At 33.8% G+C, this 21,401-nt stretch carries 22 protein-coding genes and 1 pseudogene; all 23 read left to right on the top strand.

Annotation, left to right across the window (positions count from 1 at the left end; all coding sequences use genetic code 11):
• Positions 1-35 precede the first annotated feature (35 nt).
• Positions 36-1,340 carry a UDP-N-acetylglucosamine 1-carboxyvinyltransferase gene (murA, locus tag DN394_RS10885; protein WP_098084732.1) on the top strand — a complete coding sequence of 435 codons (1,305 nt, stop codon included), beginning with the start codon at positions 36-38 and terminating at the stop codon, positions 1,338-1,340.
• 207 nt (positions 1,341-1,547) lie between these two features.
• Complete coding sequence (gene spoIID / locus DN394_RS10890; RefSeq protein ID WP_149293778.1) at positions 1,548-2,567, top strand: stage II sporulation protein D; 1,020 nt, start codon at positions 1,548-1,550, stop codon at positions 2,565-2,567.
• A gap of 61 nt (positions 2,568-2,628) precedes the next feature.
• Positions 2,629-3,087, top strand: a pseudogene (locus DN394_RS10895) (AMP-binding enzyme); the annotation flags it as partial.
• A gap of 116 nt (positions 3,088-3,203) precedes the next feature.
• Entirely contained in the window at positions 3,204-4,211 is a 1,008-nt protein-coding gene (locus tag DN394_RS10900) for a LytTR family transcriptional regulator DNA-binding domain-containing protein (protein WP_046960130.1), read from the top strand.
• Between the two features lie 181 nt (positions 4,212-4,392).
• A complete protein-coding gene (locus tag DN394_RS10905) occupies positions 4,393-5,235 on the top strand; it encodes an ABC transporter ATP-binding protein (RefSeq protein WP_149293779.1) in 843 nt (280 codons plus the stop codon).
• On the top strand, positions 5,235-5,939 hold the full coding sequence (locus DN394_RS10910) for an ABC transporter permease (RefSeq protein WP_000144454.1): 705 nt from the start codon (positions 5,235-5,237) through the stop codon (positions 5,937-5,939). The genes DN394_RS10905 and DN394_RS10910 overlap by 1 nt, the downstream gene beginning before the upstream one ends.
• 162 nt (positions 5,940-6,101) lie before the next feature.
• Positions 6,102-7,007 (top strand): stage II sporulation protein SpoIIQ, encoded by a 906-nt coding sequence (locus DN394_RS10915; RefSeq protein WP_149293780.1) that lies wholly within the window; start codon positions 6,102-6,104, stop codon positions 7,005-7,007.
• Positions 7,008-7,148: 141 nt separating this feature from the next.
• The gene (locus DN394_RS10920; RefSeq protein WP_000008903.1) at positions 7,149-7,283 is read left to right on the top strand and encodes a hypothetical protein; all 135 of its coding nucleotides are present in this window, start codon (positions 7,149-7,151) and stop codon (positions 7,281-7,283) included.
• Positions 7,284-7,591: 308 nt separating this feature from the next.
• On the top strand, positions 7,592-7,864 hold the full coding sequence (gene spoIIID, locus DN394_RS10925; RefSeq protein WP_000544012.1) for a sporulation transcriptional regulator SpoIIID: 273 nt from the start codon (positions 7,592-7,594) through the stop codon (positions 7,862-7,864).
• Positions 7,865-8,025: 161 nt separating this feature from the next.
• Positions 8,026-9,027, top strand: coding sequence for a rod shape-determining protein (gene mreB / locus DN394_RS10930; protein ID WP_000457990.1), 1,002 nt, complete (start codon positions 8,026-8,028; stop codon positions 9,025-9,027).
• A gap of 504 nt (positions 9,028-9,531) precedes the next feature.
• A complete protein-coding gene (gene fabZ, locus DN394_RS10935; protein WP_000931959.1) occupies positions 9,532-9,966 on the top strand; it encodes a 3-hydroxyacyl-ACP dehydratase FabZ in 435 nt (144 codons plus the stop codon).
• A gap of 347 nt (positions 9,967-10,313) precedes the next feature.
• Positions 10,314-10,991: a CpsD/CapB family tyrosine-protein kinase gene (locus tag DN394_RS10940; RefSeq protein ID WP_142311639.1), complete on the top strand. Its 678-nt coding sequence runs from the start codon at positions 10,314-10,316 to the stop codon at positions 10,989-10,991.
• Between the two features lie 276 nt (positions 10,992-11,267).
• Positions 11,268-12,011 (top strand): YveK family protein, encoded by a 744-nt coding sequence (locus DN394_RS10945; RefSeq protein ID WP_149236970.1) that lies wholly within the window; start codon positions 11,268-11,270, stop codon positions 12,009-12,011.
• Positions 12,001-12,684 (top strand): CpsD/CapB family tyrosine-protein kinase, encoded by a 684-nt coding sequence (locus DN394_RS10950; RefSeq protein ID WP_149293781.1) that lies wholly within the window; start codon positions 12,001-12,003, stop codon positions 12,682-12,684. The genes DN394_RS10945 and DN394_RS10950 overlap by 11 nt, the downstream gene beginning before the upstream one ends.
• Before the next feature lie 21 nt (positions 12,685-12,705).
• The gene (locus tag DN394_RS10955; RefSeq protein ID WP_149293782.1) at positions 12,706-13,473 is read left to right on the top strand and encodes a tyrosine-protein phosphatase; all 768 of its coding nucleotides are present in this window, start codon (positions 12,706-12,708) and stop codon (positions 13,471-13,473) included.
• 241 nt (positions 13,474-13,714) lie between these two features.
• A complete protein-coding gene (gene bpsC, locus DN394_RS10960) occupies positions 13,715-14,596 on the top strand; it encodes a UTP--glucose-1-phosphate uridylyltransferase BpsC (protein ID WP_149293783.1) in 882 nt (293 codons plus the stop codon).
• Positions 14,597-14,612: 16 nt separating this feature from the next.
• Positions 14,613-15,293: a sugar transferase gene (locus DN394_RS10965; protein WP_149293784.1), complete on the top strand. Its 681-nt coding sequence runs from the start codon at positions 14,613-14,615 to the stop codon at positions 15,291-15,293.
• A 34-nt stretch (positions 15,294-15,327) separates the two neighbouring features.
• A complete protein-coding gene (locus tag DN394_RS10970; protein ID WP_149293785.1) occupies positions 15,328-16,065 on the top strand; it encodes a PHP domain-containing protein in 738 nt (245 codons plus the stop codon).
• Positions 16,004-16,612 carry a phosphoribosyltransferase gene (locus DN394_RS10975; RefSeq protein WP_149293786.1) on the top strand — a complete coding sequence of 203 codons (609 nt, stop codon included), beginning with the start codon at positions 16,004-16,006 and terminating at the stop codon, positions 16,610-16,612. The genes DN394_RS10970 and DN394_RS10975 overlap by 62 nt, the downstream gene beginning before the upstream one ends.
• On the top strand, positions 16,599-17,561 hold the full coding sequence (locus DN394_RS10980; RefSeq protein ID WP_149293787.1) for a glycosyltransferase family 2 protein: 963 nt from the start codon (positions 16,599-16,601) through the stop codon (positions 17,559-17,561). The genes DN394_RS10975 and DN394_RS10980 overlap by 14 nt, the downstream gene beginning before the upstream one ends.
• 51 nt (positions 17,562-17,612) lie before the next feature.
• Positions 17,613-18,797 carry an O-antigen ligase family protein gene (locus DN394_RS10985; RefSeq protein WP_179953647.1) on the top strand — a complete coding sequence of 395 codons (1,185 nt, stop codon included), beginning with the start codon at positions 17,613-17,615 and terminating at the stop codon, positions 18,795-18,797.
• Between the two features lie 115 nt (positions 18,798-18,912).
• Complete coding sequence (locus tag DN394_RS10990; protein ID WP_149293789.1) at positions 18,913-20,058, top strand: CDP-glycerol glycerophosphotransferase family protein; 1,146 nt, start codon at positions 18,913-18,915, stop codon at positions 20,056-20,058.
• Between the two features lie 37 nt (positions 20,059-20,095).
• Positions 20,096-21,401 (top strand): oligosaccharide flippase family protein (locus DN394_RS10995; RefSeq protein ID WP_149293790.1); only part of this gene is annotated, 1,306 nt, incomplete at its 3' end.

Here is a 21,401-nt window from a genome sequence, read left to right on the forward strand (position 1 = left end):
ATAGATACTGAAAAAAGGACACGGAGGGGAATAATTTGGAAAAGATCATCGTCCGTGGCGGAAAGCGGTTAAGCGGCACAGTGCGTGTTGAGGGCGCAAAAAATGCTGTATTACCTATAATCGCTGCAGCCCTATTAGCGAGTGATGGAAAGAATGTACTATCTGAAGTACCAGTTTTGTCTGATGTATACACAATTAATGAGGTATTACGTCATTTAAATGCTGAAGTCGTATTTGAAAATAACCAAGTAACAATCGATGCTTCTAAAGAACTAAACATTGAAGCACCATTTGAATATGTACGTAAAATGCGTGCATCTGTTCAAGTAATGGGACCATTACTTGCACGTAACGGCCGTGCTCGTATTGCACTTCCTGGTGGATGTGCAATTGGTTCACGTCCAATTGACCAACATTTAAAAGGCTTCGAAGCAATGGGAGCAAAAGTACAGGTTGGTAATGGTTTTGTTGAGGCATACGTTGAGGGAGAACTAAAAGGGGCTAAAATTTATTTAGACTTCCCAAGCGTGGGCGCGACAGAAAACATTATGTCTGCAGCTACATTAGCAAAAGGGACAACAATCCTTGAAAACGCAGCGAAAGAACCAGAAATCGTTGACTTAGCTAACTTCTTAAATGCGATGGGAGCGAAAGTACGCGGAGCTGGAACTGGAACGATTCGTATCGAAGGCGTTGATAAATTATATGGTGGAAACCACTCTATTATTCCTGACCGTATTGAAGCGGGAACATTCATGGTTGCAGCGGCAATTACTGGTGGAGACATCTTAATTGAAAATGCTGTACCTGAACATTTACGCTCAATTACAGCGAAAATGGAAGAAATGGGTGTTAAAGTTATTGAGGAAAATGAAGGTGTACGTGTTATCGGCCCAGATAAGTTAAAAGCGGTTGATATTAAAACTATGCCTCACCCAGGTTTCCCAACAGACATGCAATCACAAATGATGGCATTATTACTACAAGCTGATGGAACAAGTATGATTACAGAAACGGTATTCGAAAACCGCTTTATGCACGTTGAAGAATTCCGTCGTATGAATGCTGATATTAAAATCGAAGGTCGTTCTGTTATTATGAACGGTCCAAATAGCTTACAAGGTGCTGAAGTAGGCGCAACTGACTTACGTGCTGCTGCTGCATTAATCTTAGCTGGTTTAGTATCTGAAGGTTACACTCGTGTAACTGAGTTAAAGCATCTTGACCGTGGTTATGTAGATTTCCATAAGAAATTAGCTGCATTAGGTGCAACTATTGAACGTGTAAACGAAAAAGTAGAAGAAGTGAAAGAACAAGAAGTTTCTGATCTTCACGCTTAATTGAAATAGTCTCTACGTCTTTTGACGTAGGGACTATTTTTTTGGGTTATTACTGTTATAGTCAATAAATTCTATACTTATGCACGTACCAGTAAAAATATTTAGAAAATTTTTGTTTTAGCTGGTTCCCCTTAAGTATGTTCTAAAAGAAAGAGTTGTTCCATAAGAATGAATGGAGTAAAGCTTTTGGATATTGGGGGAAATAAGATGAAATTTTCAAAGCCGCTTTTTATCACAGTAGCGCTTCTAATAGCGCTCGTTATCATTGTACCTGCTGCTCTTGTTATTCCGTTTGCGAAAGCAAAAGTAGGAGAAAAAGCAGCTTCTAAAACTCCTCCAGCGATAGAAAGTATACCAGCTCCAGGGAAAGTGGATACAGCGGTTCAAGTTGCTGTATATCGTGATCAGCAAAAGAAGGTAGAAACATTACCTATGGAGGAGTATGTGACCGGTGTAGTAGCTTCTGAGATGAATGCCAGCTTTGAAATAGAGGCGCTAAAGGCGCAGGCATTAGCAGCGAGAACATTTGTGGTACAGCGTATGCTAAGCGGAGGTAAGAAAAACAATGCGGACGTGACCGATACGGTGAAAGATCAAGTGTACAAAAGTAAAGAAGAATTGAAGAAACAATGGGGCAATAACTACGAAAATAATTTGAAGAAAATCGAAGAAGCCGTTTCGAAAACCGCAGGACAAGTTTTAACGTATGATGGAAAACCAATCTCAGCATCCTTCTTCTCAACGAGTAATGGCCGGACAGAAAATGCAGCTGATTATTGGGGAAATGATTATCCGTACTTAAAGAGCGTAGATAGTCCGTGGGATCAAGCCTCTCCAAAATTTACGAGCGAGCAAGCCTTTACAGTAGCTGACTTTCAAAAACGTCTCGGTGTGAAGGTGTTGGCAGACGGGAAGGTTGGAAATATTAAAGATCTTACGGAAGGAAAGCGAGTAAAAGATGTAGCATTTCAAGGGAAAACATTAACAGGAAAGCAAGTTCGTGAAAAGTTAGATTTACGCTCTTCTGACTTCACATGGAAACAAGAAGGGGATAAAATCGTCGTTACAACGAAGGGATTCGGTCACGGCGTTGGCATGAGCCAATACGGAGCAAATGGCATGGCAGCGGAAGGTAAGAAATATACAGATATCGTTGCTCATTATTATAAAGGTGTCGAAATAAAGTCGATGAATGATTATGAAGGAAAGTTAATGGTGAAGAAGTAGGGGGAAAAGGAGCTAATTTTAATTAGCTCCTTTTGTCATTATTTGTAGAAAACAAATGTAAGTGATTGGACAAGGCGGTGAAATTAAGTGGGATGGAGAAGAGATGGGAGAACTCTGTTTAAGGGGCCCATGGATCGCAGGTAGCTATTATAAATATAAGCGTACAGAAGAATCAATGAAAGACGGTTGGCTCTACACAGGAGATATTGTCACGGTTGATTCGGAAGGATTTATTAAAATTGCTGATCGTACGAAAGACTGAATTAAAAGCGGAGGCGAATGGATCTCTTCCGTAGATTTAGAAAATGCTTTAATGTTTCACGATACAGTGTTAGAAGCATCTGTTGTGGCGGTGCCGTATGAAAAATGGCAAGCTTGCGTCGTATTAAAAGAAGGACAAGGAGTAGAAAGAGAAGAACTGTATGCTTTACTAGAAGCTGAATTTCCGAAAATATCTGCAGGGAAGTTTCTAAAACGAGCGCTGCGTGATCAACTCAAGACGTATATAGAGCAAAACTAGAGAAGAAGGCTATCCTTTCATTTGGATAGCCTTCTTTTTATGATACTTCATAAAATATCTAAATCTTCCATTAACTGTTTGGTATAATAGGATAAAAAGTATTTGGGGGAGACAGAATGGCGTTACTCGAGTTGAGACAATTAGGGAAGACGAACCAGTTACCGGCAGTTGAACTGAAGGTTGAGAAGGGACAATGCGTTGTTTTGCAATGTAATAACCATACAGCGAAAGTGTTGCACCGCATTATTATTGGTGAGGAAGAAGCTTCAACTGGCAACGTGCTGTTTGAGGGAGAATCGATTGGAAAGAAAAAGTATTCTCACATCGGTTTTTGTTTTTTGAAAGATGAAGCATACGACCGTTTGAAGGTAAAGGAATACTTTAAGTTCTTAATAGGGCTTTATGAATCAAAAATGAGCACGGAAGAAGTAGTGCAATATGTCGGCCTCTTAGATAAGTTAAACGTTAAAATAGAAAAACTATCATTTTCAGAGAAACGTCGCCTTCATATCGGGCGTGTTATGATTCATAATCCAGACTTAGTTATTTTGGAAGAGCCAGAGCAAAATGTAGATACAGAGAGTACGATTATTATTCGAAAAGCAATCATGAAAATGAAAGAGCAAGGAAAGGCAATCTTTATTACGTCATCTTTCTTATCGGACGCCCTTTCGTTAACAGAAGATGTATACATATTAAACAATGATGGTGTGAAGAAAATAGAAATCGAACAAGAAGAAATTGAAGAGGTGGATGAAGAAAAGGTTGTTCAAATGATTCCGCAAATGAAACTTGAAAGAATTCCAGCGAAAGTGAACGATAAAATCATTTTACTTGATCCGATGGAAATTCATTTTATTGAAACGCAAAACGGAGTGACACATATCCATGTGCGCGAAGGTGATTTCGTATGTGCATTAACATTAAGTGAATTAGAAACGAGATTAACAGGTTTTGGTTTCTTTAGATGTCATCGCTCGTACCTTGTGAATTTACAAAGAGTACGAGAAGTCATTACGTGGACTCGTAATAGCTTTAGTTTAATTTTGGATGACGAAAGAAAAAGTTCAATCCCGCTTTCAAAAGGACGAATGGATGAATTAAAAGGTGTGATTGGGCTATAAAAATTACTCCAATAAGCTCAAAATACGATTCATTCACCGGTAAAAATACTCCTTTTACCGGTATTTTACTGCGTAACCCTTTTGTTTTTCATATGATTGAGTCAAGAAAAGCGAAACAAACAAACGAAAAGCGCTAAAGCGACTTTCATTTATAAAAGAGAAAAACAAAGGGGATGACGAGATGACATTGGCAATTGAAATGAAAGATGTAATGAAAAGTTTCAACGAAAAAACGGCACTTAGAAATGTAAATATTGAGGTAAAGCAAGGAGAGATTTTCGGATTCCTCGGACCGAGTGGTTCTGGAAAAACAACAACAGTAAAGATTTTAACTTCTCAATTGCTTCATAGTGTTGGAACAGTAAGAGTATTAGGCAAAGATATTACAGGGCCAAGCAGCATCGATTATAAACGAATTGGTATTTTAACAGACAACAGCGGTTTATATGAGAGACTTAGCATTTATGATAACTTACTATTATTTTGTGACTTATACGATTGTAAAAAAGAACGAATCGATGAAGTACTAGCGCAAGTGAATCTATTAGATGATAAAAAAACACCAGTAAAGAAACTATCAAAAGGAATGAAGCAACGCGTCACACTAGCAAGAGCAATTCTTCATAAACCAGATATCCTCTTCTTAGACGAACCAACATCTGCACTCGATCCAGTAAACGTACAAAACATTCATAAAATCTTAAAAGACTTAAATAAAGAAGGAACGACGATTTTTTTAACGACGCACAACATGGACGAAGCAGAAACGCTTTGTAACCGCATTGCCTTTCTATGTAGCGGAGAAATTGTAGCGCTTGATACACCGGAGAACCTTCGCTTACAATACGCGAAAGATCAAATACAAGTCGTGTTAAAGGATAAGAAGAAAGAAACGGTACAAAAAGATGAATTAGGTGCAAAACGCATTTCAGAGTGGATGAAAAATGGAGAACTATTATCCATTCATTCTTATGAGCCAACGTTAGGCGATATCTTTATTGAAGTTACTGGGAGGGGATTATAATGACATTTTCAATGAGACGTGTATCAGCTATTTTTAGAAAAGAAGTACAGGATTTTAAGACAAATTCACAAGTTTTGTTAATGGCATCTTTACCAATTATATTTGCATTTATATTTAGCCGATTTGGAGAAGGGCAGGCAGGAGTTGGCATTATTACTTTAATGTCCTTTCTATTTGTAGCAGGGTTTGTTCAATCAATGGTAATTGCAGAAGAGAAAGAAAAACATACGTTACGTGTGTTAATGCTATCACCAGCTTCTTCTGTTGAAGTTCTTCTTGGGAAAAGTATATTAACAGCATGTTTAACGTTGGGTATTTCCATTGTAAACTTATTCATCTTAGATCAATTAAGTGGCAATCTCTTATTGCTAGCATTTATTTTCTTATGTGGAACAATTCTATTCATTTTAATTGGAACAGTGATTGGATTATTAGCTGAGTCTGTCCCGCAAACATCACTAATTGGAATGCCAATATTAATGACGATGTATTTAGCTGTACAATTTGAGCCAATGGTTGAAAATAAAGTAATTAAGACGATGATTAGTTATCTTCCAACATCTCATCTTGAAAAAGCGATTAAAATCTTAGTGGAGGGTGCTGGGTTTAGTAGTATTAGTGGGCATATGCTAAATGTTGGAGTGTGGCTAGTTATTTCACTTATTGCATGTTTAATCGTATATAAAAAGAAACAATTGGACTAAAAACTGAGCCGAAAGTGCTCAGTTTTTTATTTTTTCTATCATTTCCTCGGAAATCTTACAATTCCTATACATATTTTTACAGATTTTGTCGAAAAGTAATTAGTTATACGTTGTATAGGATACGTGAATATTGTTCAAAATGATTGCTGAGGTGATGATGGAATGCGAGGAAGAAATAATAAAAAGTCGCAAAAGGTAGTACATTTATTTCAAAAAAGATGGGTGTTTCCGGCACTATACATTGCTTGTGCAGCGGTAATTTTAATGGTTGCGCTATGGTTCCAAGGAGCTAATCCGAAGAAGACTCCGAACCAAGATCAAGCAACACCGTATACACAATCGGAAGATCCAGCAGTACCAGTAACGAAATCTTCAGAAGTAGTGAAAATGCCAGCAGCCGCGAATGCGGAAGTAGTCGTACAGAAGAAATTCTATGAAGATGCAGCAACTGAGGCGGAACAAGAAAAAGCACTTGTCTTTTATAACAACACATATTCCCCAAACAAAGGAATTGACATTGCTGCGAAGAATGGAAAAGAATTCAATGTTACAGCTGCTTTAAGTGGTACAGTAACGAAAGCTGAAAAAGATTCACTTCTTGGTTATGTTGTAACAGTTGATAGTGGAAATGGTGTAGCAGCTTCTTATCAAAGCTTAGGCAGTGTGAAAGTAGAAAAAGGTGCACGAGTTGTACAAGGTGAAGTATTAGGAAAATCCGGTCTAAGTGCAATGAATAAAGAAGCAGGTTCTCACGTTCACTTTGAAGTACGTAAAGACAACGTGGCTGTGAACCCTGAGCGCTACTTAAATAAGTCAGTAGCAGAAATTAAAGCTGATGCAGGTGCTGCAAAGGCAACGAACGCTTCTGGTAAAAAAGCTGAAGACAAATCTCAAAAAGAAGAGAAGTCAACGAGCACGAAACCAGAAAATAAAACAGAAGACAAGTCTCAAAAAGAAGAGAAATCAACAAGCGGTGCGACTAGTGACAAAAAAGAAGAGCCGAAGAAAGAAGAAAAATCAACAAATGGTTCTACAGAATCATCTAACAGTTCTTCTTCACAAGAATAAGAAAATGAAAAAATCAGTTCTCACTAGGAGAGCTGATTTTTTTATTTTTATATAAAAATACTCAATTTCGAGAAAAAAGTTGCAATAACAAGGAAAAATGACGAGATTCTCGAATATATATTACAAAAGGGAGGGGATACTGTGTCATTTTTGTTTGTTCTGTCGACTGCTATTATTTTATTGTTTGTTTTATTCACTTTATATTATTATATCGCCGGTAAGAAAGAGGTTCCCCACCATCAATTGTTAGAAGAAGAATTGGAACGAGAAGAATGACGCCTTATATACAAGGTGTCATTTTTTTTCGTCAAAATAGTCAATGTTAACGTATTTCTCACAAAAAAACGTAATTTTTCTTAACTTAGTCCGCAAAAATAGTGAACATGTAGCATATATCAGTAGTGCGGGCAATACAATGGTATAAACCAAAGCAAAGAGAGTGTTTGAGGTGAGAAATCGTGAATCATTTCATTATAAATCCAAGAATGTTTAACGCTTACAAACAGCACTCACACTTACTTCTTAGTCGTATGCAGCGAGGCTCATTTCACACTTCTCACATCCAATTTAGGGAGGCGAGTGGTGTGCACGATTACATCAAAGAGAGAACTATCAAGATTGGTAAGTATATCGTGGAGACAAGAAAGACAGTGCGTGTCATTGCAAAGGAATTTGGGGTATCAAAGAGTACAGTCCATAAAGATTTAACGGAACGTCTACCAGAAATTAATCCAGAGCTCGCAAATGAAGTGAAAGAAATTCTTGATTATCATAAGTCTATTCGTCATTTAAGAGGCGGAGAAGCAACAAAGCAAAAGTATAGAAAAGAAGATGTAGAAAAGCCGGTCCGTCAATAAATATGCGATCGCAAACATTCCGTTTCAATTCGGTAATATTTTTCAGAAGAATTCTTTTTGCGAATATTACGTTTCTGTTAAATTTATGATAAAATCAGAAATTAGGTGTAAAAGAATTCGGGTGTAACCTGATTTTGAATATCGAGGAGGAAATGACGGGAATGTTTGCGCGAGATATCGGAATTGACCTAGGTACGGCTAATGTATTAATTCATGTTAAAGGCAAAGGTATTGTATTAAATGAGCCATCTGTTGTGGCAATTGATCGTAACACAGGTAAAGTATTAGCAGTAGGTGAAGAAGCAAGAAGTATGGTGGGACGTACACCTGGTAATATTGTAGCAATTCGTCCGCTTAAAGATGGTGTAATCGCAGATTTCGAAATTACAGAAGCAATGTTAAAGTATTTCATTAACAAATTGGACGTGAAGAGCTTCTTTTCAAAACCTCGCATTTTAATTTGTTGTCCAACAAATATCACATCAGTAGAACAAAAAGCAATTCGTGAGGCTGCTGAACGTTCAGGTGGTAAAACAGTATTTTTAGAAGAAGAACCAAAAGTAGCCGCGGTTGGTGCTGGTATGGAAATCTTCCAACCAAGCGGTAACATGGTTGTTGATATTGGTGGAGGTACAACGGATATCGCTGTACTATCTATGGGTGATATTGTTACCTCTTCCTCTATCAAAATGGCTGGCGATAAGTTTGATATGGAGATCTTAAACTACGTTAAACGTAAGTATAAGCTATTAATTGGAGAACGTACTTCAGAAAATATTAAAATTAAAGTTGGTACAGTATTCCCAGGTGCACGTAGCGAAGAGCTTGAAATTCGCGGACGTGACATGGTAACGGGCTTACCACGTACAATTACAGTATGCTCTGAAGAAATTACAGAAGCACTAAAAGAAGACGCGGCTATCATTGTACAAGCTGCAAAAGGCGTACTAGAGCGCACGCCACCAGAACTATCTGCGGACATTATCGACCGCGGTGTTATTCTAACAGGCGGTGGAGCTTTACTACACGGTATCGACATGCTTCTAGCAGAAGAACTAAAAGTACCAGTATTAATTGCTGAAAACCCAATGCAATGTGTTGCGGTTGGTACAGGTATTATGTTAGAGAATATCGATAAATTACCAAAGCGTGCTTTACGATAAAGTGAAACTTTAATAAGTGGGGGCATCCCCCGCTTATTATTAGCTCGCAAAAGGCGGGGAAGATGAGAAGAACTAAGGTATTAACCGTAGTTCTTTTTTGTTTTTTTATTCTTTCATTTTTTTATTTTATTTTGATTTATTGAGAAAATAGAAGAAAAATAAAGAAAAACGAAGGAAATAGGTAAAATATTCATATATATGGTTAAATTTAATATTTCCTTATTTGAAAACGTTTATAATATAATGAGTCGAATACGACATTAAGGCAAATCATGTTCAAATACATATTGCCTTTCCCTAATTTGGGCATACACTCTTTTCTACCTCCGTGTCAGTTGCAAGTATTTGCAGCTATTTTAAGAGAATAGAGTGTGTGCATTTTTTTATATATAAAGCTGAATGGATGTTAAGGTTGTACTTTATAATGACAAATAATAAACAAAATGGGATAATAACAATATGTCCAAGTGGTAAGACCAATATTATAAAAGGGGCGATTATTGTATGCTAAATATAGAACAAATTAAAGAAATCATTCCTCACCGCTATCCATTTTTACTTGTTGATAAAATATTAGAAGTAGATGAAGGAAAAAGAGCGGTTGGAATTAAAAATGTATCCGCAAACGAAGAATTCTTTAACGGGCACTTTCCTGATTATGCAGTTATGCCCGGTGTACTTATTGTAGAAGCGTTAGCACAAGTCGGAGCAGTTGCGGTATTAAAGAAAGAAGAAAACCGAGGAAGACTTGCTTTCTTCGCAGGTATCGACAACTGTCGTTTCAAAAAACAAGTACGTCCAGGTGATCAACTTCGTCTAGAAGTAGAAATGACACGTGTACGTGGTCCAATCGGAAAAGGAAAAGCAATCGCAACAGTAGATGGTGAAGTTGCATGTGAAGCTGAAATTACATTTGCGATTGGTGATAAAAAAGAATAACAGAAATAAAAAATCTCCTTGTGAAAATGCAAGGGGATTTTTTTATTTCCACTATATATCGTTATAATTATTAAAATGCAAACTAGTCAGAAAATTACTTGTATATGGAAGGTAATTGCCATATAATTACTTTATTGTTTATACGAAAAATAGGATAAATGATAAGGATAGAAAAGAAGTAAAGCCATTGTCATATTGTTAAGGCGTTTATATAAGACAAAGTAGAATGTTAGTGATTATGATGAGATGTAGGGAAATCAGCAATATAAAATATTAATTAGACGTATGAAATCGAGCATAGAGAGAAAAAGGGGAAATGTCGCATTTCACAAAAGGAGATTATGAATATGTTCGGAAGAAAGAAAAGAAAACCATTACGACAATTAATTACACATAAAGAGCCTAAATCACGTGTTGCAGAACAATACCGCAACATTCGTACAAATATTGAATTTACATCTGTAGATAATCATGTTCGTTCTATTATTGTTACCTCGGCAGATCCAGGTGACGGAAAAACAACAACAATCGCAAACTTAGCAGTTGTTTTCGGCCAACAAGGAAAGAAAGTTTTATTAATCGGAGCTGACTTGCGCAAGCCGACGATTCAAAACTTATTTGCCATTCATAATTCAAATGGGTTAACGAACCTATTATCAGGACAAGCGAAACTAATGCAATGCATTCAAAAAACAGATATAGAGAACGTATACTTAATGGCAGCAGGTCCAATCCCGCCAAACCCAGCTGAACTACTAGGTAGCCGGGGAATGGACGAGCTATTGCTGGAAGCATATAACATGTTTGATATTATTTTAATCGACACACCACCCGTTCTTGCGGTTACCGATGCACAAATACTAGCGAATAAATGCGATGGAATCGTACTTGTCGTACGCAGTGAAAAAACAGAAAAAGAAAAAATCGTAAAAGCGAAGCAAATATTAGACAAAGCGTCTGGTAAATTACTTGGTGTCGTCCTAAACGATAAAAGAGCAGAAAAAGAACAATATGGATATTATTAGAAAATAGTGTATAGAATAATAAATTTACAAGCCGATAAATAATTTTATTGGCTTTTTTGAATTTTTATAAAATTTAGCATTGCATTATATAAAAAGCATAATATAATGGAAATTTTGGAAAATTGATGGAATGTGTTGTCATATTTAAGATTATTTTGTAAGATTATATGTGCTTGATGTGAATAAATGTAGAACTAAATTATTCAAAATAAAAAATGTAAGATTTATATGTTATAATTTTTCTTATGTGCAAATTTTAGAAAGTTGGAGGAACTTATGGAAGAAACAATTAGTTTGAAAGAGTTATTTCATATTTTAAAAAAACGTTTAGCAATGATCCTCGTAATTGCCTTTGGTGCAGCTATTGTAAGTGCTATCATTAGCTTCTTCTTTATGACACCAATCTATCAATCTTCGACGCAAATTCTTGTTAACCAGAAGAAACAAGAAGGTGCAATGATCCAAGCTGGTGAAGTTCAAACGAATATTCAATTAACGAATACATATAAGGTTATTATTAAAAGTCCAGTAATCTTAGATCAAGTGAATGAAAAATTAAACTTAAATATGACAGCGCAAGCGTTAACAGGAAAGATTAATGTTGCGAATGAAAAAGATTCACAAGTTATTTCTGTAACAGCTGAGGATAAAGATCCAAAACTAGCTCGCGATATTGCAAATGCAACTGCAGATGTATTTAAAGGTGAAGTTGCAAAAATTATGAATGTGGACAACGTAACAGTACTATCTAAAGCAGAAGTTGCAGAAAATCAATCTCCAATTAAACCACGCCCAATGTTAAATGTAGTAATTGCCTTTGTTGTTGGTTTAATGGCTTCAGTTGGTCTAGCATTCTTACTAGAATACTTAGATAACACAGTGAAAAAAGAAGAAGATGTAGAAAACTTACTTGGCTTACCAGTGTTAGGTATTGTAGCTCGTATGGATGAAGAAACAATGAACGTGAAATCACACGCTACATCATCAAGAAAAGTGAGGGGACAAACAATTGGCTCTTAATTTATTTAAAAAGAAAAAGAATCATCGTCAACGCCGTCAATTAATTGCTCATCAACAACCGAAATCACCAATTTCAGAACAATATCGTAATATTCGAACGAATGTTGAGTTTGCAGCTGTTGATACGAATTTACATTCATTAATGGTAACATCTGCGAACCCAAGTGAAGGGAAAACAACAACGACAGCAAATATGGCAGTCGTGTTTGCCCAACAAGGAAAGAAAGTATTATTAATTGATGCAGATATGCGTAAACCAGCGATGCATCAAATGTTTCAAGTCGATAATATTTTCGGATTAACGAACGTATTAACACATAGTGAACGTTTAGAAAAATGTGTACAAACGACTTCAGTTGATAATTTACACTTTTTAGCTTGTGGTCCAATCCCACCAAATCCAGCAGAACTGTTAGGTTCGAAATCAATGCAAGAACTGCTTGCGCAAGCGTATAGTATGTACGATTTGGTTATTTTCGATTTACCACCAATTTTAGCTGTAACTGACGCGCAAATTATGGCGAATGTATGTGATGCTTCTATTCTTGTTGTTCGTAGTGAATCGACAGAGAAAGAAACAGCAGTAAAAGCGAAAGGTTTATTAGAGTCTGCAAAAGGTAAACTGTTAGGCGTTGTCCTGAATGATCGTGATCACGTGAAAAAGGATTATTAGAAGATAGGGAGGATGCAACAGATGATCGATTTACATTGCCATATTTTATCTGGTATCGATGATGGTGCACAAACAGTAACGGATAGTTTAGCGATGGCACAGCAAGCAGTGGCAGAAGGAATACATACAATTGTCGCAACACCGCATCATCAAAATGGAAAATATATAAATGAACGTACCTCAATTATTCATCAAGTAAAACAACTAAATGATGAACTGCAACAACATAATATCCCACTTACCATTTTACCAGGACAAGAGGTCAGGTTATACGGTGATTTATTAGAAGACTATGAAGCTGGTAAAATTGTTACCTTAAATGAAACAAACAAATACATATTCATTGAATTTCCATCTAATCACGTACCTCGTTATGCAGAACAACTATTTTATGAACTACGTGTAAAAGGAATGATCCCAATTATCGTTCATCCCGAACGTAATGCCGAGTTAATCGAGCGGCCAGATAAGTTATATAACCTTGTCAATAAAGGTGCATTAACACAGGTGACGGCAGGTAGTTTACTAGGTAAGTTTGGTAAAAAAATTAAAAGGTTTTCATTGCAGCTTGTGGAGCATAATTTAACTCATATGGTTGCATCAGATGCACATAACATAACATCAAGAGGATTTCATCTAGCAGAAAGCTATGAACTAATAGAGAAAGAATTTGGCGCAAGTGTTATGAATGATTTAAGAGAGAATCCGTATTTAATAATTAGCGGGAAAGCAATTTATAAAGAAGATCCAGAACAAATTCGTCGTAAAAAATTGTTCGGTATTTTTTAAATAAAGAACTGGTGATGTCTCCTAACCGTTATCAACGGAGGCACTCGGTCGTGCTGTGGGTAGAAATTTTTATTTCGAACCTACCTTAGACGCTTGTCGTCGGGAGTATGGCGTGAGGATGGGTTGGATGCCCATAATTTATTTATGATAGAAACTCTACCTATGGAGTTATAAATATGACTCTATAGGTAGGGTTTTTGTTATTGTTACATACAAATAAAAGGATGTAGGGGGAATACAATTGAAAAAAGTAAGAAAAGCGATTATTCCAGCAGCTGGTCTTGGAACAAGATTTTTACCAGCAACGAAAGCGATGCCGAAAGAAATGTTACCTATCGTCGATAAACCAACAATTCAATACATAGTAGAAGAAGCAATAGAATCAGGAATTGAAGATATTATTATTGTTACTGGAAAAGGAAAGCGCGCGATTGAAGATCATTTTGATCATTCTTTTGAGTTAGAACAAAATTTACTTAAAAAAGGAAAATTAGAAATCCTTGAAAAAGTACAAGCTTCATCAAAAATTAACATTCATTACATAAGACAAAAAGAACCAAAAGGTTTAGGACATGCAGTATGGTGTGCACGTAAGTTTATTGGAAATGAACCATTTGCGGTATTACTTGGTGATGATATTGTACAAGCAGAAACGCCATGTTTACGTCAATTAATGGATCAATATGAAAGTACACAGTCATCAGTTATTGGTGTACAAACAGTGCCAGAAAATGAAACACATCGTTACGGTATTATCGATCCAGTTGAACAAGATGACCGTCGTTATCAAGTACGTCAATTTGTGGAAAAGCCGGCAGAAGGTACAGCGCCATCGAATTTAGCGATTATGGGTCGTTACGTATTAACACCAGAAATTTTTACGTTCCTTGAGAATCAACAAACAGGTGCTGGTGGGGAAATTCAGTTAACAGATGCGATTCAAAGATTAAATGAAATTCAACGTGTATTTGCTTATGATTTTGAAGGTACTCGTTATGATGTTGGTGAGAAGTTTGGGTTTATTAAGACGACGATTGAGATGGCGTTACAGCATGAAAATTTAAATGAAGAATTAATAAATTACATGAATGAAGTTATAAAAAGAGAAAAGGTAACTGTATAAAGGAAAGGTGATATATTTGGGGAATCGTGAAATAGTAAGTGAGCCATTAGAACAAAGTACGTTGAAAATAAGAAAACCTAGTGGTATATATTTATGTTTAAAAAGAGTAATGGACCTAAGTGGAGCAATAGTTGGATTGATAATCTTTTCTCCAATTTTTCTTTTAATCTCAATTTTATATATGACAGGGGATAATAAAGGTCCTGTCTTTTTTAAACAGATTCGTATGGGGAAGAATGGAAAAGAATTCTACATTTATAAATTCAGATCAATGATTGTAAATGCGGAAGAGAAATTAAGAAGTAATGAAGTATTATATAAAAAATATATAGATAATAATTATAAATTAGAACCGAGCGAAGATCCACGCATAACAAAAGTAGGCCAATTTTTAAGGAAGACTAGCTTAGACGAACTTCCACAATTCTTAAATGTTTTAAAAGGTGATATGAGCCTTGTTGGTCCAAGACCAGTGGTCCAAGAAGAGTTGGTAGAGTATGGAGAAAGAAAAGATGAGTTTTTATCTGTAAAGCCAGGTCTTACAGGTTATTGGCAAGTAAGCGGGAGAAGTGATGTAGGATATCCAGAGAGGGTAGATTTAGAGCTATATTATGCTTATAATGCATCATTATGGTTGGATATTAAGATTTTGCTATTAACTGTCAAGGATGTTGTAGTGGGCAAAGGGGCATATTAAATTTTTTAAGTTGTTTAGAAAGTAGGAGAAATATATGGGAATAAATGTCGAATTACACACCCATACTTGCCATTCGCATGATAGTACTTTAGGCAAGTGGTTCTATTTGCTCATGTTAAAATTAAGAAGAATAAATGTGGTAGCGATTACGGATCATGATGAAATTGAGGGTGCGCTAAAATTCAAACCTTTTCTTGAGAAACATTCTATTAGGGTAATTATTGGAGAAGAAATATTTTCTAGTAAGGGTGAAATAATAGGATTATTTATAAATGAAAAGATAAGCCCGGGAAAATCCCCAAGGGATACAATGTTAGAGATAAAAAAACAAGGAGGAATAGTATATATTCCTCATCCGTATGATGAAAAAAGATATAAAACAGTTTTGGTGGAAGAAGAGATTCAAAAAAACCTAGATTTAATTGATATCATTGAAGTTCACAATGGTAGAAATATAAAGAGGTATTTTTCAGAAATTCAGTTAGAAATTGCGAACAGATATAATACAACTAAGGCTATAGGTAGTGATGCGCATACATTTATAGAATTAGGTAGAAATTACAATGTTATGGAAGAATTTAATGGTGATCCACAGAAATTCAAAGAAAATTTGAAAAGGGCAAAATATGTTCAAAAAGAATGCCTACAGGTGGCCCATCATATAACTAAGTTTGCTAGAGTTTTTAAATTAATAAAAAGAGGTAAATACAGTGAATTGTGTAGAATTATCAATAAGAAATTTGGAAATAGAAAGCAAAAAATTAGCAACTAAAATTGAACAGGATTTTCAGCCAGATGTAGTTATATTTATAGCTAAGGGGTCATTTTTAATAGGACAAACAATAAGCGAGTACTTAAGAGTGCCGTTATTAGAAATTCAAGCAGTACGTAAGGGAAATAAGTTAAAAGAATTTATAAAACCTGTAATAAAAATTATTCCTAAATCCCTTAAAGAATATTTAAGACGTAAAGAAATTCAATCTGGAGTTCATAATCAAAATGTAGATAGAGAAATTTATTTTGATATGAATAAACAAGAGATGAAGAATATAAATAAAATTTTGGTTGTAGATGATTCAGTAGACACAGGGCACACAGCTAGTCAAGTGGTAAAATACTTAGGGAATATGTATACTGAAACGGAAATTAAATTTGCAAGTTTAAATTATTTTAAAGATAGTGCAAATATTTTTCAGGTGGATTACTCTTTATATGAAAATCATATTTTAATGGGTCCTTGGTCCAATGATTCCAAATATAATAAAGAATTTATTGAATTATATAATCAATGGAAGGAGGTAAACTATGGAGAAGCCTAAGATTAGTATAGTTGTAGCAGCATATAATGTTGAGGATTATATTGAAAAGTGTTTGGAAAGTCTTATTGCGCAGAGTATTAAGGAAATTGAAATATTAGTTATAAATGATGGTTCAAGTGACAATACAGTAAATATCGCTAATAGGTTTACAAAGTGTGATAAACGTGTACGAATAATTTCTCAAGAAAATGGAGGCTTAAGTGCCGCAAGAAATACGGGAATTAATCATGCTAGTGGAGAGTTTATAGCGTTTGTAGATGGTGATGACTATTTAGATAAATCTATGTATGAGATTTTGTATAAAAAAATTATTGCAGACAGTCTTGATTTGGTGATTAGTGGATTTAAAAAGGTTTGGTTAGATGAGGATGCAAGTAAGATACGTGAGAAAGAATGTTATTTTAATAAAGATTTATTAAATGGTAATATTCTAGAGAACTTTCTGTGTAAACATGATGAGCCTTTTGTTGTAGCTTGGAACAAGTTATATAGGACAGAAATAATTAAACAAAATGGACTATACTTTGAAAATCGTGCTTTCTTTGAAGATGTAGGTTTTATGCCACGATATTTATACTATACAAAATCCATTGATAGTATAGATTTTGCCCCATATTACTATGTACAAAGAAAAGGTTCAATTACTAAGAGTTATAATCCGATAATTGAACAGTCACTGGCTAATACAATAAGGTTAATAGGAGATTTTATTAAAAAAGATCCGAGTTTAGTGAAATATATGGGTGCTTTAGAGTTGAGGTTAAAAATCTATAAATTAAATTACTTAATAGATAACGGAGAAAATATAGAGGCTTTAAGGAAAGATATTATTACTTTAAAAGACAATAGTGAATTTTTGCCGCTTAAACATAGGATATCAATATTTTTAATAAAAAATAATATATATATATTATTTTATAAAAATATCTGGGGAAAAATCAATAAATGATATAAGCACTAACTATATAAATAAAGTATTGAATCTATGGAAGGAAAGAAAATGAAAAATTATGATAAAATAATTATATATCTTATTATGGTTGCAACATTTAGCTTGTTTTTGGAAATGAAAATATATATACCGTTATTTCTTTTAATTACTTTGATGTGTTTACCATATTTTAAACAAGTTAATAGATGGCAAATATACCTTTTGTTCTTCCTATTATATGGGGGATTATTAAATGTTTTTTACTTTAATAATTTTGAAATAAACTTATATATAAAGTTTATTGTAAACCTTGCATTTTTACTAGTGGTTCCAAACTTTATTGAGAAGGTAAAAATAGATTCCGAATTTAATAAGCGGTTTAAATTGTGTTTAGAGTTAATAATTATTTTAAGTTTTATACAAATAATATATGTATATATGAGTCAAAATCTGTCCTTAAGCTACTTCTTGAATATACAAAACTCTATTGATGCTTATGCTATCAGTAGAGGGGCAGATCCAATATTTGGTCATAGTAATAAAAATATTTGGGCCTCAAAATTATTCTTAGTACAACTGTTGTATTTTAATTTTATACTAAATGATAAGATTAAAATTAGGGAGTTTCTAATGCTTTCTATATTTGTTATTAATGTAATGCTTCTGTTGTCCAGAACAGCTCAAATGGCGATGATTATTCCGTTTATATATCTTTTTTATAAAAAAATATATATAAAGAATAATTATATTAAATTTTTTGTTATATGTTTAATCCCTATGTTGTTATTTGGATTTATTGAAGTTGTTACAGATGTTATTCTAAGAATAGGGGATCCAAGTACAGATGGGGGTGCCTCCCGAATTTCATTATGGAAAGCCTTCTTTGAGCATTTTAATGAGACTCACTATATGATTGGAAACGGTATATATTCCAGTTATGGCTTTTTAATGCAATATGTACCTCATTATTTAGTTAATACTAATATGCATAATTTCATTATAAATATTGCCATGGAAACAGGAATTATTGGAGTGTGTATATATATTCTTTTCCTTTTGGGATTGTTTAGGAAACTAATATTAGGTTTAAGAGGATATAAGGGTGAATTTTGTATAGTTTTTATTTTACCGTTAGTATTAATAATGTCCTTGCAATATTTAGGTTATGATAATGATATTGTTGTATATCTTGTATTGTTATTTTTAATTAAGAAACGTTACGTTGAAGATTTTGATATAAAACATAAATTATAGAGTGGAAAAAGGGCCTTTTTATTATTGTAAGGCTCTTTTTGTATTATTTTTAAAATTATTTGAAGGTTGAAATGAGATAGTGAATTAGATTATTAGTTGATGAGGAGAAATTAATTTGAAAGCTAATTTTAAATATAAAGTCTATCGATTGATAAGTTCGGTTGTATATGCTCTTTTTTATATGTTCCCTATAAATAAAAAGAAGGTAATGTATACATCGTATCGAGGAGAGCATTTTTCATGTAGTCCTCGATATGTTTTTGAAGAAATGTATAAAAAGAGGAGCGACTTAAAATATGTTTGGGTATTAGATGATAAGGCTAAAATTCCAAATGAATATGAGAATATTACAATTGTCAGAAGGAAAAGTATAGGATATTTTTACCATATGTATACTTCTAAGATTTGGATAGATAACTGTAATAAAGAAGCATTTTTAAAGAAGAAAAAAGGAATTACTTATATTCAATTATGGCATGGGCTTCCTTTAAAGAAAATCGGTTTAGATATAGGGCTTCAACAAATTGATAAGGAATTAGTAAATAGCTGGATTAAAGAAGGAGAACAAACCGATTATCTTGTAGTTCCTAATGATTTTTGGGGCGAAATTTTATCGAAAGCCTTAAATGTTAGTAAGGAAAAGTTGTTGAATATGGGATTACCGCGTAATGATTCTTTATATGCAGTACAAAAGGAGGAAGAAAATCGTAATAAGATAAATATCTTATATGCCCCAACCTTTCGACAAGAAACCCTGGAATCGTTTGATTTACCGATAGATTTAGATGACTTACAGAATAAAGGAGTATTTGATAAGGTAAATTTATTAATTAGACTACATCCGAATGTAAGGAATCTTAAAAATGATTTAAGTAAGTATGGTGGTAGTGTTACTAATGTTACTGGCGTTGATGATTTGGAAACATTATTAAAATCTACTGATATTTTAATAACAGATTATTCTTCTGTTTTCTTGGATTATTGTATTTTAGAAAAGCCAGTAATATTCTACCCATATGACTATGATAGTTATATAAAAATAAATAGAGAGTTTTATTTTAACTATCAAGATTTTGTTCCAGGACCAATAGCATATTCATTTGAAGAATTAAAAGAGATATTATTAAGTGTTGAGGATTATATAGATAATATAAACTTACAGCGTGATATAAAAAACTTTAAATATGAGTATGTTGATGAATTTAATGATGGAAAGGCATCAATTCGAGTTACCAACTTTGCACTCAATTTATTAGATTGATGTAATTAAAAGATGAAAGATAAGTAGAGGGATCAATATGAAAAATATTATACATGATTTCTTGTATAATGCTCTTTATCAAATGTTTATTATTATTATCCCTATTATCACATTGCCTTTTTTAGCTAGAACTTTAGGAGTAGAGGCTCTAGGGATTAATAGTTATACTTTTTCTATTGTACAAATATTAACTGTAATATCTTTACTGGGGATGGCACAATTTGGGGTTAGAAATATTGCGAAGGTTAGGGATTCTCAATGCGTTTTAAATAGTACATTCTGGAACCTTTGGATTATACAATTAATAACAGGGGCGATAGTTTTATTAGGATATATACTATTCGTTATGTATGGTGCTCAAAATTATCAGCTGTATTTTTGGTTGCAGTTGCCTTTTCTAATAAGTGTAATATTTGATATATCTTGGTTTTATATGGGGATCGAAAAATTTAAGAAAATTGTATTGAGAAATATAGCGATAAAATCTATAACATTAATTTTAATATTTATAGTTATTAAAAATGAAAGCGACTTATGGAAATATATATTAATTTTATCTGTAGGCAATTTTTTAGGCAATCTAGTTTTTTGGGTTAGTATAAAAAAATATATAACCCAATTTGCTTTTGACAGGGCTACTTTTAAAAAATTTTTTCGAGGAGCTTTCCTTTTGCTAATTCCACAACTTTGCATTCAATTGTATATCACATTCGATAAAACCATTGTTGGTATGATTGCTGGTCCAATAGAATTATCATATTACGATCACTCACAAAAAATTGCAAGGATAGTATTAACTATTATTACATCACTCAGTATAGTTTTACTACCTAAAATGTCAAATTTAGTTGCGAAAAATAATGGTATTGAAGTTGATAAAATCTTAAAAAAATCAATGGATTATACGTTGGTAACTTCTATATTATTTTGTGTTGTAGTAATGGTTAATTCTTTTGAATTTGTACCGTGGTTTTTCGGAAAAGGGTTTGCTCCTATGTCAAATTTAATGTTTTGGGTAAGTTTAATAATTATATTTATACCTTTAGGTGGAGTATTTGCGAATCAATATGCGCTGGTATTTGAAAAAGATAAACAGTTTTTAGTACCTTTAGTGATAGGGGCAGTATTAAGCTTATCTCTTAATTTAATAACAGTTCCATACTTAGGCGCTTTAGGCGCAACATTTGTAATGGTTGTTGTAGAATTTACAGTATGCTTTTTAAGAATATATTTAGTGAGGAAAGAACTTAAATTAAATATAATGTTTAAAGGGATATATATACATATATTATTAGGAGGGATTGCCTTTTTTGTTGGCGTATCTATTCCTAACATATTTGATA

The sequence above is a fragment of the Bacillus sp. BB081 genome (genome assembly GCF_008368895.1).
Taxonomy (GTDB): domain Bacteria; phylum Bacillota; class Bacilli; order Bacillales; family Bacillaceae_G; genus Bacillus_A; species Bacillus_A wiedmannii.

Bases quoted from the DNA above. Each gene is read 5' to 3' on its own strand.
- DN394_RS10945 (WP_149236970.1), top strand. From the start codon at position 11,268: ATGGAAGAAACAATTAGTTTGAAAGAGTTATTTCATATTTTAAAAAAA.
- DN394_RS10910 (WP_000144454.1), top strand. From the start codon at position 5,235: ATGACATTTTCAATGAGACGTGTATCAGCTATTTTTAGAAAAGAAGTA.
- spoIID (WP_149293778.1), top strand. From the start codon at position 1,548: ATGAAATTTTCAAAGCCGCTTTTTATCACAGTAGCGCTTCTAATAGCG.
- DN394_RS10980 (WP_149293787.1), top strand. From the start codon at position 16,599: ATGGAGAAGCCTAAGATTAGTATAGTTGTAGCAGCATATAATGTTGAG.
- fabZ (WP_000931959.1), top strand. From the start codon at position 9,532: ATGCTAAATATAGAACAAATTAAAGAAATCATTCCTCACCGCTATCCA.
- DN394_RS10915 (WP_149293780.1), top strand. From the start codon at position 6,102: ATGCGAGGAAGAAATAATAAAAAGTCGCAAAAGGTAGTACATTTATTT.
- DN394_RS10955 (WP_149293782.1), top strand. From the start codon at position 12,706: ATGATCGATTTACATTGCCATATTTTATCTGGTATCGATGATGGTGCA.
- DN394_RS10985 (WP_179953647.1), top strand. From the start codon at position 17,613: ATGAAAAATTATGATAAAATAATTATATATCTTATTATGGTTGCAACA.
- DN394_RS10970 (WP_149293785.1), top strand. From the start codon at position 15,328: ATGGGAATAAATGTCGAATTACACACCCATACTTGCCATTCGCATGAT.
- mreB (WP_000457990.1), top strand. From the start codon at position 8,026: ATGTTTGCGCGAGATATCGGAATTGACCTAGGTACGGCTAATGTATTA.
- DN394_RS10905 (WP_149293779.1), top strand. From the start codon at position 4,393: ATGACATTGGCAATTGAAATGAAAGATGTAATGAAAAGTTTCAACGAA.
- DN394_RS10900 (WP_046960130.1), top strand. From the start codon at position 3,204: ATGGCGTTACTCGAGTTGAGACAATTAGGGAAGACGAACCAGTTACCG.
- DN394_RS10940 (WP_142311639.1), top strand. From the start codon at position 10,314: ATGTTCGGAAGAAAGAAAAGAAAACCATTACGACAATTAATTACACAT.